Below are 17,475 nucleotides of genomic sequence, written 5' to 3'. Positions count from 1 at the left end.
CTCACCTGACGTTACTGAGTCATTCATCAAAAGCATTTACCCGGTTAATTGCCCTAAAATTTTTATTTGCTCTAGGACAAACTACCTTGGGTAATGTTTGGTAAATCATAAAATTACACCACTTTAAAAGCCTGCTTAATCCATCTTTGTGGATATCAGGCTTTTTCTATTAATGCTTAATTGCAGAATATCCGCACGGACTGGTGGACAAACCCACAGGCAATTTGAAAATTGAAAAATAAAATAATATGAATCGAAACTGATTAAGTTAATTTAATTCTACTTGGCAAAGGAGTATTCAAATTGGCCATTTTATCGACAGGCCCTATATCTAATAACCCGGCAGCTGGAAACAGGATAACCAGGACAGTTACTATTAAGCTTAATAATAGAGATTCAGCTCACTCATCAACAGTGCTGCTTCAGGGCTACAAGCTGGACAGTACAAGGATTTTATATGCCCTTGAATCGATCAATATCGGGCCTAATCAGGTGATAACAAGGAACCTGAACGCTAACTTTGATGTTTTTGAATTGGTCTTTACCACAAGCGGCCCGGCAGAAGCCAGCACACAGATATCGGTTTGGGGCAGAGACGTGTATGGCCAGCTGGTAGCAGCACATCGACTGGTATCCGATGAGCTGCTCGTTTCGGGCGAGGGAGCTCAAGGTCCTCAAGGAGCTACCGGCGCTTCTCGAGCTCAAGGCCCTCAAGGCCCTCAGGGAAGTACCGGCTCTTCCGGAGCTCAAGGCCCTCAAGGAAAACAGGGGCTAAACAACTTTATATGGGGAGAGGAAACCGTCTTCTGGGCCGATTCCAGCGCTCCAGGGCAGGGCGACGGCTCTCCTTCCAATCCATTTAATTCCCTGCAGGCAGCGATTACAGCTGCCGCAAACAGCCGGTTGGCTGCTGCAGATGGGATGCGTGCAAGACTTGTTATTTTGATTGCAGCTAATTCTGTGTTTGATGAAGACATAACTATTCCCCCCGCAAGGCATATCCAAATTTTAGGGTTTGGTCCTTGGGTGCTTGGAAACGCTGACTTGGCAAACTTCGGATCCTCGACTCCAAGAAACGTAACTATACAGACAAGCCAGGATGCCGAGAATATGTATCTGACTCAGGGCCCAGCCTTAAATGCACGTCCCGTAACGGTTATAGGCACATTTGATAATGGCACATCAGTCGCCACGCAAACGAATTACACGGATGGAGCAATCATATCAGGTAATGTCATCTTTCAAAACGTCGCAGTACTCAATCCTTTTACAGCGATTGACTTTCAGCTTCATAATGCAAATATTATCGGGAATTTCATCCAATCAGGCCATCAAGGCCAACTGAATGCCTATGTCTATAACAGCAGGCTTACTGGCACAGTGATCCACAATGGGTTAAGAATGCAGCGAATGGTCGACAGCCGTTCCGACAGCATCATGCAGATCGCTTTATATGGTCAAATCACCCATTCCTTTATAGGTGGAAGTGTTACGGCAAATCCGACCGCAGATGTACTTCCGATCGGCATTTTCAGCAGCCAGTTTGGGAGAATTACCTGGACAGGAAATCTGAATCTTGACGGGGCATCCAATTACTACTTTGTCGGATCAGGCTCCACAGTGACAGGTACAAAAGAGGTACTGTTCAACGAATCCTGATAGAATTTAAGCGCCACCCCACCTTAACCCATTGCTGCCGGTATGGGGGAAACAAATGGCCTAATCCCGGCAGTATACATACATTGTTCAGCTTGTCCCATCTTTTTGCAAAGATTGGACATTCAAAGCATTTTTATAAGGAATAGGCCGGGCATCTCATACCATAGAATGAGGGAGGGTCTTATTTTGCCCCCTTCCACCCGTGAAAATTGGCAAGATCAAGACTGTATAGTTTCTTGATTTGATCTGCCTCCTCACAGATTTTTTTATAATGCTTTTTTGTTCCCATACCTTTGTGGGTCCTATAAAGGGTCAGAGGCTTTTTGAGGAAGGCTAAGTCATGCTTCAGGTAAGCTCTGATCCAATACTCATAATCATGGGCATAGCGATACGAAGAATTGAAAATGCCAACATCGGCAAGGAGTCTTCTCTTCATCATCATGGTAGATCCATTGATTGTACATTTTGTTTTCAAATCCTCAAGCAGGGATTCTTTGCTGCAGCCGCTGAGTATACCTTCAGGAGTCAGGATTTCATCTTTTTCATTAATGATCTGGTAATCTGTGAATGAAAATGCCGCGTCCTCCTGTTTCATAAATTCCAGCTGCATTTCAACTTTTTCTGGCACCATCATATCATCAGAACTCAGCCAGGCGATATAATCGCCTTTTGCCTTTTTAAAACCTTTATTCAATGCTGATGCCGTCCCTCCATTTTTCTTTTTAACATAAACGATTTGGTCTAGAAAAGGCTTAAAGGATTGAAGATGCAGTGTGGAGCCGTCATCCACAACAATTATTTCAATATTATTATACGTTTGCTGCAAAGCGCTGGAGATTGCTCTGCCAGCAAAGCTGCAGTTATAGAATGGAATAACGATTGACACAAGGTCATTGTACTTTGTGCTGGAATCTGGGAGTGCCATTAAGATTCACCTTCCTGTACTTAAAATTATATTTTCAATTGGTTGAAAGGTCCTGTAAGATCTCATGATAGTATAGTGCTTGAATTCCTAAAAGGTGTCGCATCCGCATTACTTTCATTAAATTAGGAATGAGGTGAAAAGAAAATGAGTGAACGGAAGTTGAATATCCTGTTTACCTTCTATATACCAAGCGGTGGTGTCGAAACCTTAAATAGACAGAGATTATATGCACTCAAGCAGATCGGCATTAATTGTCATTTTCTTTACACACAAAGCGGTACAGGGCTGCAAAATAAAATCGATGCCCCTATATTTGTCACAGATTCTGATTTGGAAATGAAAGAAATCGTTGAGAAAGGAAACTATGATGCGATTGTTGTCGGCTCAGACCTAGCGATGCTTCAGCGTCTCCGGTCGCTGGGCTATAATGGAATACTAATTTTTGAAAGCCAGGGACTTGGACATGATAAGGACTATGCTGAAAAGTTCGTGAAAAAGACTGCCCTGCCTGTTCTCAATCACTATTGTGATGCCATTTTATACCCAAAAACCCCGCACCTAATCAAAGCTTTTGAAACATACTTCCCTGCCAAGAAGAAGTATTCCTTCCACAACTGCTTCAATACTGCAGACTTTCATTACAGGCAGCTGCCCAAAAGGTCCAGCCCGATTATCGGCTGGGTTGGGAGGTTAGAAGACAACAAGAACTGGAAAGATTTCCTGATGATCGGCGCCAAAATGATCAGAAAAAATCCAGCCATCAGGCTTTGGATGTTTGAAGATAGCACGCTCGCGTCACCTGAACAAAGGAAATCGTTTGAAACTACCATCAATCAACTTAACCTCCGGGCTTACCTTACTGTTTTTGCCAATCTTCCACATGATAGGATGCCCGATCACTATTCAATGATTGGGGACTCTAATGGATTCCTTTGTTCGACCTCTAAAGTGGAAGGTTTCGGCTACGCCATATTGGAGGCAATGGTATGCAGATGCCCAGTTCTTTCATCCGATTCAGATGGTGTCCGGCATTTTATCTTTCATAATGTGACAGGGAAATTTTTTCCGTTGAATAATATCCAGCAAGCAGTCAAAGAAGCCCATGATCTGCTCACCAACTCCTCTATGCGGGAGGCCATCAGGCAAAGGGCTTTTTACCATATCCAGAAGAATTTTTCTCCTGACGAGTATGCTACCCACTTTTTAAACATGATAACAGAGCTTTTACAAACCAAAAGATAACCTGCCACATGCTAATACAGGGATTTCCATCATTTTAGAAGCTGACAGAACACCTTTGAAATGCCGCCAAAGATAATAGAAAAAAAGAAGGGTTGCCCCTTCTTTTAGACCCATCAGCCTTTGCAATTATAAAGATTCACCATCCAATAGATTTGGGAAAGTTACGCAATCCTGGACAATCAAGTCTTCATCCGGCACAAAGCCAACACCCGCGCCTGCAAAAGTTACAAGCGGACCTCCGGCTACATCTGTCAAAGTAATAGAGTAAGCATCTAGAGATGAGCCAATATTTTCAACCACTGTCAATGTGAACAAAGCGGTTCGGTCTGTAATGCTAGGATCAGAGAATGCTATTGTACCTGCACCAGTTACAGTAAGTGTAGTAATGCCAAGCACGGTTGTGCATGTTGGCATGTTGAATTCCTCAGCTGTAAAAACAAAGCTTTGATCGACTGCAAGTGTTCCTGTTCCTGTCGGGACAACAAAGTCTTCAACAATCCATTGGAAGGTGCTGCCTGTCAGCTGGCAGTTATCGCAGACCTCCGCTCTTACTTCTGTTGTATAAGTTCCTGCTGCCAAAGGTTCAGCAAACAGAATTGGATCGAAGGTTATTGGTACAGGTCCTGTAAGCGGGTCTGTATCCACGAACGCCTGGCAGTCGCAGTTGTCGCGCGGGAAGAAGTCGCATTGCTCCGGCCATTCAAACGGCGGGCAAACCCCACCAGGAGGAATGACGATATCATTCGGACGCGGGAAGCAGAATTTAGCCAAGACTTCCAGCTTCACATCTGCTTCAACCTGAATTTCGAAGCAGATATCCAGCATGACCTGAAGGCCAAGATCAGGAATTCCTGTTTCAATAAAGTTTGTTTCACAGTTCAGGGAAATCAGGCGGCAGAATACATTGTCGCTTGTGAAAGGCTCAGGGGCACAGACAACGAGGCGGCGTGATTCGCTGATGGTCGGGCGGAAGCTGCAAATCACCGCTCCTGTGCTGTCAAAGATGGTTACGAGCGGCCTGATTGTGAAGATAACCTTCACAATTGCCAGCTCTGTCATGATGCCGTTTACCGGAATCTTGCGCCTTTCAATCCTGGAAGATACTGTACAGCTCGCATTTCCTTCCGTATCCGGAGGATCTAGCGGGAAAAATCCTCCTACATCAGGCACCTGGCACGTAACATCTAAAGGCGTCCTCCCTTCTGCAACTGCCAATGCAACTGCTGCTGCACATTCGGGCGGCAAGGTAATTCCTGTATCAGTTGTAATAGCATCAAATACCCAGTCATAAACCTTGGAAACCCGAATACATTCTTCTTGAACGTTATTAGGGGTCAGTTGTGGTCTCTTATGAGGCTTCAACTAAATCATCCTTTCTAATAGGTTGTGTATTCATTTCATCATATGGATATTTGTAATGAATGGTTCTAATCAATAAGCCTGTTTTTTTAGTTTGATAACCTCTGGCCAAATTTCATATATTTCTGTTTTGGCCTAATGAGATAGAGAGGAGCATATGCCATGAACCTATCTGTATTTCTGGAAGGAGAGCCAATGGGAGAAGCGGTCAATTCTTCGTTGATGAGCATTACGCTTTTTTGTGAGCATCATGGGTATATCACTAGATGGGAAGAAACAGAGAGAAAGCTTCACATAACTTCCGGAAGAAAGCAGGAAACCATCCTCTTCCCCCTGGTTTCAGCAGATTCATCAAATATTCCTTGGGCTGAAGAACTTAAGCATTATCTGAATGCAGAAGGATTTCATATCCTACCGGCTGATATCGATGAAAAAGAAAAGCTTAAGCCCCATATATTTATAGAAGCAGCAGAATCTGAAAACACTGCCCTGCCGCAGCTTATTTTAGAACATTCAACTCATTTAGATGATCGGGTAAAAAATGCTCTTTTATCAGAGCTTAATAAAAGGGCTGTTCCTTTCAAGTTCAGGGAAATGAGAAATATGAAAGCCAATGCCCCTCTTCAGCTGAAAATCGTGTGCATGCTGCCGAAGGATATTGCGGCCAGCAGCAGCCTTGCATCCATCCTGACAAGGGCGGTCGTCTGCTATTCTAGCAACAGTCCTAAAGAGTTGAAACAGACAGGTGCTTTCCTGCCGATTCCTGTCATGAAAACCCTTATCAATGGATTCTTATTACAAAAGGAAGGGAAATCAAAAAAACAGCCACCTGATGAAAAGAAAACACCGCAGGTACCATTGCGTCAGCCTAAAAGGCCTGTGGAAGCCAAAATGCAAGAAGAGCTCAAGGCAGATGCAGATATTAGCATGAACTATACCCTTCTTCTTCCAAGACTTGGTGAAACGGTACAAGAGGTAATGGTAAACGGGACGCTGCTTATGAAGAATAATGGAAACATCATTCTTTATAATCCGGTTATCTGTATTAAAGTCCCCCCTGAAACAGGGGTATCACTGCAAGGCCAGATTATCCCTCCGAAGATGGTCGAAGGATTGGCTGTCAAAGGGGACGGTGGAGACAAGGGCTGGAAATATGTATATGACAATTGGCGGGAAAGAGTCAAATCTAAGGGAGAATACTGGGTGACCCCTATTCAACAGCTGGAAGTGGCACCGGGGGAAACGTGTATATTCAACGCCCTGAATCTCTCCATTAAAGACCCGGAAGAAAACACTTCTGTTCTGATTCAGGCGTTTGTCTATTTTAATGAAGGAAAGCATCAATTTTCTTCAAACAATGCCATTTCGCTATCCTTTTAGAAGCCCTGAAACCGTCCGTTCCATCTAAGAATCAACATTACACCAGCCTTCGGGCACTTTCCGTTTGAATAAAAGCAGATGCCGCCTGCATTTTTGTCACTTCTACATTCCACGTGCATAAAATGCATTACCACAGCCCAGAAAGAAGAGGTGGCGTTAATGCTGCGAACAAGCTGCAGAGAAGATGATTACCACATGCTTCAGCAGAAAATCATCCATCTGAATTCCGAGCTTTCAAGGTATAAGGCAAGAGTCAAAGAGTACCAGGACGATTATCATTACAGCCAGTTAGAAAGGCTGAAAGAAGAAAATATCTCCCTCAAAAAGCAATTAAGTGAACTGGAAAAACACGGGCAGGAAGAAAGAGAAGCATTTGCTATTACACTTGAGAAGATTGAACAAGGCAATAAAGAATCGCTAACCTATCTGGAAGAATTTATTGAAGAGCTGGAGGGGAAAAACAGACGCAGTAACGAGCTGGTGATCGAACTGGAGGAAAAACTCCTAATCGCTATAGAGGGAGAAATCAGGCTTCAGGCTGAAATGGCAAACCTGGAAGAGAAAAACAAGAAGGAACAGGAAGCGCTTATCAGCCTAAGATTGGAATTGCGGAAAATGAAAAAGGATCTTGAAGGCAGCCAAAATGAAGCAGAAATACTGATTGCTGGCAGAAATGCGCTAATTGAAGAAAAAAATCACCTTAAGAAGCAGCAGCTGGACACGGTAAATGAGCTGTTGAGCATGAAATCAAAACTGGGCAGCACCGGAACGAAGCTTGTACCAAACACGATACCTGCATCCTCGATCACCAAGGAAAACACTAACAGAATCACACACTTAACCAGTGTGGTGAGAGAGCTTCAGAAACGCGTCAGCGAAAGCGATTCCGCCATTTCCGCAAGCATGCAGCAGATTTCTATGCTGGAGGATCAGATTGACCTCCTCTCTGCCTTAATTTTGAAACTGGACACACGCAGCGAAGGGATTACGGAGGACATTAAGCACCATTAAAAGAGCATTCATTGAGTTCCAATCGAATAAGCCTCTGGCCGCCCTCCTTATGACTCAAGGGGCTAGGCTTTAATGCTGGCAATGAATGCTTATTTCATGCGAATTTAAAGAAAAAATGACGCATGGCCACCTCTTCTGGCTGTAAATTTTTAACAGCGGACACACCCGGATCCCCCTTCACGCTTCCTGATGTGATTACTTATTTGATGAGATGCCATCTCCAACTGGGATTCTCGTGCATAACTACTGCTACCCAATGTTTCATGGATACAAAACAAGGTCTATAAAATTTGGGGAATTGAGAATTCATATTCTATTGAAAACCGCATTCACATATCTTCATCTGGGAGTACTTCAGGTTTTCATTGAATAAACCTGCGTTTAGCGAAACAACCATACTGACAATTACAATCGAACCATTCTCATACAAAAATTTTCAAGTCGCGGTAAAAGAACGTGTCGCTTATTCTTTTAATTGAGCGGATTGGCCGACAAAGCCTGTTCCACCGCCAGCAAAGGTTACAAGCGGATCTCCACCCATATCAGTCAATACAACAGAGTAACCCTCAATTCCGGCATCGATATCTTCAGCAAAGGTCAGTGTGAACAACGCTGTTCGATCCAGCATGCTCGGATCAGAGAATTCAATCGTACCTGCACCTGTTACTGTCAGTGTATTAATTCCCATAACCATAGTGCAAGTCGGCATGTTGAATTCTTCCGCAGTGAAAATAAAGCTTTGATCCACCGTTCCAGTTCCAGAAGGTACAACAAACTCTTCCACAATCCATTGGAGAGTGCTGCATGTCAGCTCGCAGTTGTAACAAATTTGAGCAGTCAATTCTGTCGTATAAGTTCCTGCTGCCAAATCTTCAGCGAACAGGATCGGGCTAAAAGTGATAGGTACTGGGCCTGTAATAGGAATTGTATCCACAAAAGCCTGGCAATCGCAGGTGTTGCGCGGGAATAAGCCACACTGCTCCGGCCATTCAAACGGCGGGCAAACCCCACCAGGAGGAATGACGATATCATTTGGACGCGGGAAGCAGAATTTAGCCAGAACTTCCAGCTTCACATCTGCTTCAACCTGAATGTCGGAGCAAATATCCAGCATGACCTGAAGGCCAAGATCAGGAATTCCTGTTTCAATAAAGTTTGTTTCACAGTTCAGGGAAATCAGGCGGCAGAATACGTTGTCGCTTGTGAAAGGCTCAGGGGCACAGACAACGAGGCGGCGTGATTCGCTGATAGTCGGACAGAAGCTGCAAATCATCGCTCCTGTGCTGTCAAAAATGGTTACGAGCGGCCTGATTGTGAAAATAACCTTCACAATTGCCAGCTCTGCCATGATGCCGTTTACCGGTAACTTTCGCCTTTCAATCCTGGACGATACCGTACAGCTCGCATTTCCTCTGGTATCCGGAGGATCTAGCGGGAAAAATCCTTCTACTTTAGGCACCTGGCACGTAACATCTAAAGGCGTCCTCCCTTCTGCAACTGCCAATGCAACTGCTGCTGCACATTCGGGCGGCAAGGTAATTTCTGTATCAGTTGTAATCGCATCAAATACCCAGTCATAAACCTTGGAAACGCGAATACATTCTTCTTGAACGTTATTAGGAGTCAGTTGTGATCTCATATGAGGCTTCAACTACATCATCCTTTCTAATAGGTTGTGCATTCTATTCATCATATGGTGATAGGGGATGAATAGTTCTAATCAGCAGCCTGTTTTAATTCACAAATCTTGGTCCCGTTTTCATTATATAGTGCCAATATAGGAACTTTTACTAAAAAACATATCTGGCTTTCTGGAAAACAGATAGGATAGACCAAAACCCATACATTTCCGGTATATTGAAAGTACTATATGAATCCCCGGTTAGTGTGTATACTGAGTTCTTCAGCCTTCAGAGTTCTCTGCCTGAGAATCATAGAGGCCTCTCTGCATTCACATTGAGGTTGAAAACTCGCTGCGCAGGTGTAACTGAAAACATCCGAAGCATATGAATCGAGTAGGAGGCACGTCACCGTGCCGACCTCTCACAGCACCGTACGTACCGTTCGGTATACGTCGCCGTCGCCTCGAAAGTTTTATGAAATGATTACTTGTAACGATTTTAAACCTAGCTGACGCAAATACTTATTGTTCGAGGCGGCATTAATTACGGGATTTCGGGAGTTGCGCCAATAACCCTTTCGGGTGTTGGCGTTTTTCCGTGCATTTTCTCTTGAGATACCTGATTTATTAAGGTTTTTGTACTTGGTCTTTATCTTTTTCCATTGTTTCCACAGGCACGCTCTCAGTCTACGACGGATATGTTTATCGGTCGATATCCTCTGCGTATGATTTTATATCCCCAACTTTAAAATAGTTCCCCCATCCCTGGATGAGTTGATTAATTTTAAGGATTCTGTAAGTCATACTTACTCCCCAGTACGGTTTGTCAGCTTCAGTAGTTTGGTTTCAAGCCTTTGTTTTGATTTCTTTGGCACGTACACCCTGGTTTTCGTCCTATAGAAACCACTCCTAAGAATGTCCGTGCACTCGGCTTTCCCACCGCACTTTTCTCCTCGATGACTTTTAGCTTTAATTTTCTCTCTAGAAACTCTGTAACTCCTTGTTTAACTCTCTCTCCAGCTTTAATGCTCTTAACATAGATAGTGCAGTCTTCTGCGTAGCGTACAAATTTATGTCCTCTTTTCTCCAGGTCCTTATCTAATTCATTAAGGATAATATTGCTGAGAAGAGGGTTTAAGGGACCTCCTTGCGAAGTCCCCTCTCTGTTGGTAATAACCACACCATTCACCATAACCCCGGCTTGAAGAAATCTTCGGATAAGCTTAAGTGTCGGTTTATCAGAGAGGGTCTTGGCTATCAGAGACATGAGCTTTTCATGCTGGACTCGGTCAAAGAATTTCTCTAGATCCATATCTACAACCCAACGCCCATAGCGGACTTGCACCGCCTAGTTGAAGAACATGCCCGGCACACAAAAGAAAAAGATGACACTTGGCCATCTTTTCAGGTGTAATACTATATAACTGCGGCCTCACCCCGAACCCCCATCTAGCTTTCTGATGTGATCACTGATTTTTGGCTTATAGAGTTCCTGAAGTGATGCCAGCTCCAGCTGGGCTCCTTGCTCATACACCTTAGTGCCCATTGATTCATGGATGCGGTACAAGGTCAATGGGATGTCTAAAAATGAAAATTCATATCTCATTGCAATTCTCATCCACATTTCATAATCTTGAGTAAACTTCAGCGTTTCATTGAATAGACCCATGACTTGCAAGACATCCATGCGGGCCATGACAGTCGAACCATTCACTGGGCAGAATTCTTTCAAGTCCTGGTAAAAGCTAAGCTGGTCCTTGTATTTTTTAGTCAGCGAATTCGCCATTGCTATTCCCTGGCTGTCTATCCAATTAAAATTAGTAAAGGAAATTAAACTATTCCTTTTCTTCATAAAGGCAAGCTGCAACATAACTTTCTTCGGTAAAAATTCATCATCAGAGCTGAGCCAGGCAAAATATCTCCCCCTTGCCTGTCTGATTCCCTCATTGAGGGCTGATGCAGTGCCGCCATTACTTTTCTTAATATACCGGATACTGTCCATGAATGGGGCCAGCTGATCAGTAAACAAGGTCGAACCATCATCCACTACAATAATCTCAATATGAGGATATGTTTGTCTTTGTGCACTCGCTACTGCTCTGGCCACATACTTGCAATTGTAGAACGGAATAATAATAGACACCAAGTCATTTGCAGAGTTACCGTATTTCATTATTGCGTCTCCTTCCAAATCCATTTACAGGCCTTCCAGAATACGATCGATCATTTGCACATCAGGCTTATACTGGTCAGTTCCGGCAATACGTGAGCGGTAGTTCATAAGACCCTGCTTATACAATTGATTAGAAATAAGAAACCCATTTTCCCTGCCAGCCATAATGAGATCGAGCCATTCACTGAATGCAGATTGACCAAGGATATGGTTGTTTTGGCTGGCATGCAGGCGAAAGAAACTGAGAGGCTCAGGGATATAGACGGCCCTTCCCTCTGAAAGAAGATTCAGCCAGGCAGCCAAATCATTCAGCAATGAATATTGTTTCCCGGCCAAAACCCCAAATTTTTCCTTCAAATCCTCTTTTTTGAACAAAACTGTCGTAGGCTCGCCGATGATGTTCAAACAGCGTGAAAGAGCCATATCAGCGAAAACTTTCCCATTAATGACCCTTGTCTCCTGAAATAGCCTTTCTGTTGCATATAAAGGGGCAATCCAGTTCCCCTCCTCATCGATTGTCTGCCTATAGGAAGTGACGAGAGTGATGTCCAGAAACTCTTGAAAAAAAAACATCATCTTCTCTATCTTTTTCTCATCAAAAACATCGTCATCCATCAAATAATTTACATATTCCCCGGAAGCCAAGTCAAACAGCTTGTGCCAATTTTTCAAAAATAAATTCTCTTCATTTTTATAATAGCGGATGGGGTCCCCGCTGCTGAAACAGGATTCAATCATTTCTTCAACCCGGCTGTCTGAGCTGTCATCGCAAATAATGACCTCAATACAGGGATATGTCTGCTTTAAGGCACTCTCAATGGCTGTCTTTAGTGTATCTGGCCGATTATATGCCGGAATGAGAATACTCACAAGAGGCAAAAGCATATTTAAACTCCTTCCATTAAACGTATGGACATTTCCGCCTTATTAATCTATTCCGGGTATCCTTCCTTTGTTCTGCAATGATGCAGGGTTCCGCTTAATTTCCGCACAGCCCGGATTTGGCAACAAGAGCAGGGATGCGAATATGAATATTAGAGGAGTCTGCCACTTTATAAAAGTTAGGAGAAAATCATGCAGGATAAAATAATACCTTTGCTAAAAGCTTATTTTTTTGTTTCAGAAAGTGTTTCCTTGAATGATATGAGTGCCCTTAAAACGAGATTGGTTGAGGATCATATCGTTACGATTATGTGCAGGGGAGAAGAAGTACCCGAGGATCTCAACACTAAAATTCCAAGAGTCTATATTTCCATCGGCAGTGACTGGAGAGAATTCCCAGGACTTATTTCCATGCCGGCCCATGAAAAGAAACGCTGGCTCCATTATGAAACGCCGAATAGAATTGAACCTGGACAGCTTTTTTATTGCTGGTTATCAGCAACTGATCCGCTTCCTGAAAATAAAGTCGTACCGCCAGCGAAATTCACCTCTATTAAACCCCTTGTATCCGTGTTTACTGCTGCCTACAAATCTAAGGAAAAGATACACCGCCCATTCAAATCTCTGTTAGATCAGACTTACGATAATTGGGAATGGGTTATTGTCGATGATTCTGACGATAATGACGAAACCTACCGGGAATACTTGACCAAGCTGGATGACCCCAGAGTCCGCAGATACAGGCAGGATAGCTATAAAGGGTACATCGGAGCAACAAAAAGATATGCAGCAGGTCTTTGTACAGGGGAAATTCTGGTTGAAGTCGACCATGACGATGAATTGACTCCGGATTGCCTGGAGAAAATTGTACGCGCCTTTCAGGATAACCCTGAATGCGGTTTTGTTTACGGCGACTGTACAGAGGTATTCGCCGAAAACCTTCATGCCCACTGGTACGGCTGGGACTGCGGATTCGGCTACAGCGTCTATTATCGGAGCTGGCTGCACTCCATGGACCGATGGCAAAACATCCTGAGGCATACAGCTATAAACGGAAGTACCATCCGACATCTTGTCGGACTGCCGAACCATCCTCGCGCATGGACCAGAGAATGCTATCATCTTGTCGGGGGACATAGAGAAGAGCTGCTCGTCAGTGACGACTATGATTTGCTTATAAGGACTTTCCTTTCTACAACATATGCAGCTGTGCCTGATCTTCTTTATATTCAATATCGAAATAAGGGAGGAAACAATTCCACGTTTATACGCAACAAACAAATCCAGATTCTGGTTAGAGAGTTGAAAGATTATTATCATCATAGAATCTCTCAAAAGATAAAAAGGCTTGGCATGCCTGAACTGGTTCCCTACAATCGCGTTTGGGAAACAAATCCGGATGATCCTTCAAGAAAAACAGCACATATTATAAATGTAAACATTAACAAAAAAGCTTTTATCTTTCCAATACCCTATTCATCTAACAAGGAGCCTTATCAGCTGTATGAAACTCTTGATAAAGGCATTAAAACGGGATTTGATAATATGGAGATAATTATAGTTGGTGATGTTCCCGATAATATCGAACCGCTTGCCGCCAAAGCCCCCCCCGGGAGTATTCGCTGGTGGCCAATGAAACCTGAGGATCCGTTAGAATTTTATATAGAATATGCGAAATTATGTTCTTCTTGCCAGGAAAAAATAATTATTATGCCCTAATAGAGAAATAGGCTGCCTCTAGAGCAGCCTATCCTTAAGAAATTCATAAAGATGATTAAGCAATAGCTAAATGCAAACCTAATATTTATTAAGAATCGCACCTGCTAGTAACGAACCTGATGAAAGGAAAATTTAATTGTACAGTTTTAGCTTTATAATGACCAGTAATCTGCAATAAATGAAATCTATTTATTTTGGTCTACTTCTTAAATTTACTAAAAGTATGCCTGAGTAAATAAAAAGGACAACACTTAGCCTAAAGAGATTCAATATATACATATAATAATATTAAAAATATGACAGGGAAGCTGGGGAAAATTCATTTGGATTTGGATTGATCCAAAAAAGCTGATTCATTAGTAGTTTCCACCTACCTAGTGAACCAGCCTGAAGTCACTAATAAAGTTTATACTTATCCGTATCCTTTAGACAAACTTTATTAAGTTTAAATTCCGTTGAACTACTATCGCAGTTAAATAGTTTGTTTGGGCCGTAACTATTACCCTCAATTGATAGACAGAGGCAGGATTTGTAGCCGGAGCGGTATCAACAAATGTGTCGGCAATATCAAAGGTTTGGCCACCTGAAGATGCCAAGTTCCTAGTTAGTGTTCTTGTCGTTAAGAGGGTGCCGCCCCTGTACAGTCTAAACTGTACTGCTATGGCGTTATTGGCATTAGCAGTAGTATCTAATTGAACAGCAGAATCGATTTTAATATTTTGACCTGCAGTCACATTTGTCGTAACAGATGCTACAACTACCTCACTTCCAGCCGGCAACACACTGATAGAGCCTGGAACATTAACAAATGCCAATGTTGGCTGGGATCCAGACGGACCTTGGGCACCTGTTAGTCCTTGCGGGCCCTGAGGACCTTGCGAACCTGTTAAGCCGGTCAATCCTTGCGGCCCTTGGGTTCCTGTTGCTCCTTGAGGGCCTGCCGCTCCTTGTGCTCCTGTTGTACCCTGTACCCCTGTTGCTCCTTGGGCACCCGTTAGCCCTTGTGGCCCTTGAGGACCTTGGGTTCCAGTTGCACCCGTGGATCCCTGTGGACCTTGGGTTCCAGTTGCACCCGTGGATCCCTGTGGACCTTGGGTTCCTTGCGGGCCGGTGGCTCCTTGGGCTCCTGTTGCTCCTTGTGGGCCGGCTGCTCCTTGCGCTCCTGTTGTTCCCTGTGCCCCTGTTGCTCCTTGGGCACCCGTTAGTCCTTGCGGCCCTTGAGGACCTTGGGTTCCAGTTGCACCCGTGGATCCCTGTGGACCTTGGGTTCCTTGCGGGCCGGTTGATCCTTGTGATCCTGTTGCTCCCTGTGCCCCTGTTGCTCCCTGTGCCCCTGTTGCTCCTTGGGCACCCGTTAGCCCTTGTGGCCCTTGAGGACCTTGGGTTCCAGTTGCACCCGTGGATCCCTGTGGACCTTGGGTTCCTTGCGGGCCGGTGGCTCCTTGGGCTCCTGTTGCTCCCTGTGATCCTGTTGCTCCCTGTGCCCCTGTTGCTCCTTGGGCACCCGTTAGCCCTTGTGGCCCTTGAGGACCTTGGGTTCCAGTTGCACCCGTGGATCCCTGTGGACCTTGGGTTCCTTGCGGGCCGGTGGCTCCTTGGGCTCCTGTTGCTCCCTGTGATCCTGTTGCTCCCTGTGCCCCTGTTGCTCCTTGGGCACCCGTTAGCCCTTGTGGCCCTTGAGGACCTTGGGTTCCAGTTGCACCCGTGGATCCCTGTGGACCTTGGGTTCCTTGCGGGCCGGTGGCTCCTTGGGCTCCTGTTGCTCCCTGTGATCCTGTTGCTCCCTGTGCCCCTGTTGCTCCTTGGGCACCCGTTAGCCCTTGTGGCCCTTGAGGACCTTGGGTTCCAGTTGCACCCGTGGATCCCTGTGGACCTTGGGTTCCTTGCGGGCCGGTGGCTCCTTGGGCTCCTGTTGCTCCCTGTGATCCTGTTGCTCCCTGTGCCCCTGTTGCTCCTTGGGCACCCGTTAGCCCTTGTGGCCCTTGAGGACCTTGGGTTCCAGTTGCACCCGTGGATCCCTGTGGACCTTGGGTTCCTTGCGGGCCGGTGGCTCCTTGGGCTCCTGTTGCTCCTTGTGGGCCGGCTGCTCCTTGCGCTCCTGTTGCTCCTTGGGCACCCGTTAGCCCTTGTGGCCCTTGAGGACCTTGGGTTCCAGTTGCACCCGTGGATCCCTGTGGACCTTGGGTTCCTTGCGGGCCGGTTGATCCTTGGGCTCCTGTTGCTCCTTGAGGGCCGGCTGCTCCTTGCCCTCCTGTTGCGCCTTGTGGACCTTGGGATCCTTGTGCCCCTGTTGCTCCTTGTGGGCCTTGGGTTCCTTGAGCTCCTGTCGCTCCCGTAGAACCTTGCGGCCCTTGAGGGCCTGTGGCTCCTTGGGCTCCTGTTGCTCCCTGAGGTCCTTGTTCCCCTTGAGAACCTGTGGCTCCTTGCGCTCCAGTCGCTCCTTGTGGACCTTGAGCTCCTAGTGAACCAGTTTCGCCTTGTGGACCTTGGGATCCTTGAGCCCCTGTCACTCCCGTGGAACCTTGAGGACCTTGGTTTCCTTGCGGGCCTGTGGCTCCTTGCGCTCCTGTAGCACCTTGTGGACCTTGAGCTCCTTGTGAACCAGTTGCTCCTTGTGGGCCTTGGGTTCCTTGAGTTCCCGCGAAACCTTGCGGCCCTTGGGTTCCTTGCGGGCCTGCATCCCCTTGTGCACCCGTTGCTCCTTGAGGACCTTGGTCTCCTTGTGCCCCAGTTGCGCCTTGTGGACCTTCTGCTCCTTGTGAACCAGTTGCACCTTGCGGCCCTTGAGCTCCTTGTGCACCTGTCACTCCAGTTTGCCCTTGCGGCCCTTGAGCACCCTGCGTTCCTGTAGCGCCTTGTGGGCCGGCCGCTCCTTGCGCTCCCGTGGAACCTTGCGGCCCTTGAGCTCCTTGAGCACCTGTCACTCCAGTTTGCCCTTGCGGCCCTTGAGCACCCTGAGTTCCTGTAGCGCCTTGTGGGCCGGCCGCTCCTTGCGCTCCCGTGGAACCTTGCGGCCCTTGAGCTCCTTGAGCACCTGTCACTCCGGTTTGTCCTTGCGGCCCTTGAGCACCCTGAGCCCCTGCAGCTCCTTGAGGCCCTTGGCTGCCCTGTGCACCTGTCGCTCCTTGAGGGCCTTGAGATCCTGTTGCACCTTGTGGACCCTGAGCCCCTTGTACGCCTTGATTGGATCCCAATAATTCATCAGACACAAGCCTGTGTGCCGGCACTAGCTGACCAGCAGCATCCCTACCCCAGACGGAGATTTGTGTACTTGCTTCAGCAGCTCCGCTAGTATTAAACACAAATTCAAATGCATCTAAATCTGCAAAATATTCCCTTGTCAATACCTGATTCGGACTAAGATTTACCTGTTCAAGCACATATACAGCTCTAGTGCCATTCAAGCTGTAGCCTTGTATTAAGACTGTAGAAGAATTGGCATTATCCCTATTATCTAGCTTGACCAAGACAGTCCTAGTCGGTCTTACCCCTCCTGCAAGGGGA

Annotated in this window: 15 protein-coding genes; 5 read left to right on the top strand and 10 right to left on the bottom strand. The window is 45.8% G+C overall.

Features of this window, described 5'->3' with window-relative positions:
* Positions 1-303: 303 nt before the first annotated feature.
* Positions 304-1,659: a collagen-like triple helix repeat-containing protein gene (locus AC4E8B_RS11340; protein WP_490219055.1), complete on the top strand. Its 1,356-nt coding sequence runs from the start codon at positions 304-306 to the stop codon at positions 1,657-1,659.
* Between the two features lie 181 nt (positions 1,660-1,840).
* On the opposite strand, the gene AC4E8B_RS11335 is transcribed toward AC4E8B_RS11340, so the two are convergent.
* Positions 1,841-2,584, bottom strand: coding sequence for a glycosyltransferase (locus tag AC4E8B_RS11335; RefSeq protein WP_490219053.1), 744 nt, complete (start codon positions 2,582-2,584; stop codon positions 1,841-1,843).
* Positions 2,585-2,728: 144 nt separating this feature from the next.
* Here AC4E8B_RS11335 and AC4E8B_RS11330 point away from each other — a divergent pair, with 144 nt between their 5' ends.
* Positions 2,729-3,826, top strand: coding sequence for a glycosyltransferase family 4 protein (locus AC4E8B_RS11330; RefSeq protein ID WP_490219051.1), 1,098 nt, complete (start codon positions 2,729-2,731; stop codon positions 3,824-3,826).
* A 126-nt stretch (positions 3,827-3,952) separates the two neighbouring features.
* Here the strand turns inward: AC4E8B_RS11330 and AC4E8B_RS11325 are convergent, their stop codons facing one another.
* Positions 3,953-5,188 carry a BMQ_0737 family morphogenetic spore coat protein gene (locus AC4E8B_RS11325; protein ID WP_490219049.1) on the bottom strand — a complete coding sequence of 412 codons (1,236 nt, stop codon included), beginning with the start codon at positions 5,186-5,188 and terminating at the stop codon, positions 3,953-3,955.
* A 159-nt stretch (positions 5,189-5,347) separates the two neighbouring features.
* Here AC4E8B_RS11325 and AC4E8B_RS11320 point away from each other — a divergent pair, with 159 nt between their 5' ends.
* Both AC4E8B_RS11320 and AC4E8B_RS11315 read left to right on the top strand, forming a co-directional pair.
* Positions 5,348-6,565 (top strand): hypothetical protein, encoded by a 1,218-nt coding sequence (locus AC4E8B_RS11320; RefSeq protein ID WP_490219047.1) that lies wholly within the window; start codon positions 5,348-5,350, stop codon positions 6,563-6,565.
* A 159-nt stretch (positions 6,566-6,724) separates the two neighbouring features.
* Positions 6,725-7,576: a hypothetical protein gene (locus tag AC4E8B_RS11315; protein ID WP_490219045.1), complete on the top strand. Its 852-nt coding sequence runs from the start codon at positions 6,725-6,727 to the stop codon at positions 7,574-7,576.
* A gap of 463 nt (positions 7,577-8,039) precedes the next feature.
* Here the strand turns inward: AC4E8B_RS11315 and AC4E8B_RS11310 are convergent, their stop codons facing one another.
* From AC4E8B_RS11310 to AC4E8B_RS11285, 6 genes are all read right to left on the bottom strand, one after another.
* On the bottom strand, positions 8,040-9,215 hold the full coding sequence (locus tag AC4E8B_RS11310) for a BMQ_0737 family morphogenetic spore coat protein (RefSeq protein ID WP_490219043.1): 1,176 nt from the start codon (positions 9,213-9,215) through the stop codon (positions 8,040-8,042).
* 455 nt (positions 9,216-9,670) lie between these two features.
* Complete coding sequence (locus AC4E8B_RS11305; RefSeq protein WP_490219641.1) at positions 9,671-9,871, bottom strand: hypothetical protein; 201 nt, start codon at positions 9,869-9,871, stop codon at positions 9,671-9,673.
* A gap of 28 nt (positions 9,872-9,899) precedes the next feature.
* On the bottom strand, positions 9,900-10,001 hold the full coding sequence (locus AC4E8B_RS11300; RefSeq protein ID WP_490219041.1) for a group II intron maturase-specific domain-containing protein: 102 nt from the start codon (positions 9,999-10,001) through the stop codon (positions 9,900-9,902).
* A gap of 28 nt (positions 10,002-10,029) precedes the next feature.
* Positions 10,030-10,509 (bottom strand): reverse transcriptase domain-containing protein, encoded by a 480-nt coding sequence (locus AC4E8B_RS11295; protein ID WP_490219039.1) that lies wholly within the window; start codon positions 10,507-10,509, stop codon positions 10,030-10,032.
* 120 nt (positions 10,510-10,629) lie between these two features.
* The gene (locus AC4E8B_RS11290; RefSeq protein ID WP_490219037.1) at positions 10,630-11,370 is read right to left on the bottom strand and encodes a glycosyltransferase family 2 protein; all 741 of its coding nucleotides are present in this window, start codon (positions 11,368-11,370) and stop codon (positions 10,630-10,632) included.
* 24 nt (positions 11,371-11,394) lie between these two features.
* Positions 11,395-12,240 carry a glycosyltransferase family 2 protein gene (locus AC4E8B_RS11285; protein ID WP_490219035.1) on the bottom strand — a complete coding sequence of 282 codons (846 nt, stop codon included), beginning with the start codon at positions 12,238-12,240 and terminating at the stop codon, positions 11,395-11,397.
* A 204-nt stretch (positions 12,241-12,444) separates the two neighbouring features.
* Between AC4E8B_RS11285 and AC4E8B_RS11280 the strand changes: the two genes are divergently transcribed.
* Positions 12,445-13,971 carry a glycosyltransferase gene (locus tag AC4E8B_RS11280; RefSeq protein WP_490219034.1) on the top strand — a complete coding sequence of 509 codons (1,527 nt, stop codon included), beginning with the start codon at positions 12,445-12,447 and terminating at the stop codon, positions 13,969-13,971.
* Positions 13,972-14,396: 425 nt separating this feature from the next.
* On the opposite strand, the gene AC4E8B_RS11275 is transcribed toward AC4E8B_RS11280, so the two are convergent.
* Positions 14,397-17,012, bottom strand: a complete 2,616-nt coding sequence (locus AC4E8B_RS11275) for a collagen-like protein (protein WP_490219639.1) — start codon at positions 17,010-17,012, stop codon at positions 14,397-14,399.
* Positions 17,009-17,173 (bottom strand): hypothetical protein, encoded by a 165-nt coding sequence (locus AC4E8B_RS11270; protein WP_490219032.1) that lies wholly within the window; start codon positions 17,171-17,173, stop codon positions 17,009-17,011. Before AC4E8B_RS11270 ends, AC4E8B_RS11275 begins: the two co-directional genes overlap by 4 nt.
* Positions 17,174-17,475: the final 302 nt, after the last annotated feature.

The organism is Bacillus sp. SRL543 (genome assembly GCF_984799205.1).
The sequence above is the reverse complement of the archived record's forward strand: the minus strand, read 5'-3'. Positions and strand labels throughout refer to the sequence as shown.

Excerpts from the sequence above, each read along its gene's own strand:
- AC4E8B_RS11320 (WP_490219047.1), top strand. The coding sequence starts at position 5,348 with ATGAACCTATCTGTATTTCTGGAAGGAGAGCCAATGGGAGAAGCGGTC.
- AC4E8B_RS11280 (WP_490219034.1), top strand. The coding sequence starts at position 12,445 with ATGCAGGATAAAATAATACCTTTGCTAAAAGCTTATTTTTTTGTTTCA.
- AC4E8B_RS11310 (WP_490219043.1), bottom strand. The coding sequence starts at position 9,215 with ATGAGATCACAACTGACTCCTAATAACGTTCAAGAAGAATGTATTCGC.
- AC4E8B_RS11295 (WP_490219039.1), bottom strand. The coding sequence starts at position 10,509 with ATGGATCTAGAGAAATTCTTTGACCGAGTCCAGCATGAAAAGCTCATG.
- AC4E8B_RS11335 (WP_490219053.1), bottom strand. The coding sequence starts at position 2,584 with ATGGCACTCCCAGATTCCAGCACAAAGTACAATGACCTTGTGTCAATC.
- AC4E8B_RS11330 (WP_490219051.1), top strand. The coding sequence starts at position 2,729 with ATGAGTGAACGGAAGTTGAATATCCTGTTTACCTTCTATATACCAAGC.
- AC4E8B_RS11270 (WP_490219032.1), bottom strand. The coding sequence starts at position 17,173 with ATGAATTATTGGGATCCAATCAAGGCGTACAAGGGGCTCAGGGTCCAC.
- AC4E8B_RS11290 (WP_490219037.1), bottom strand. The coding sequence starts at position 11,370 with ATGAAATACGGTAACTCTGCAAATGACTTGGTGTCTATTATTATTCCG.
- AC4E8B_RS11315 (WP_490219045.1), top strand. The coding sequence starts at position 6,725 with ATGCTGCGAACAAGCTGCAGAGAAGATGATTACCACATGCTTCAGCAG.
- AC4E8B_RS11300 (WP_490219041.1), bottom strand. The coding sequence starts at position 10,001 with ATGACTTACAGAATCCTTAAAATTAATCAACTCATCCAGGGATGGGGG.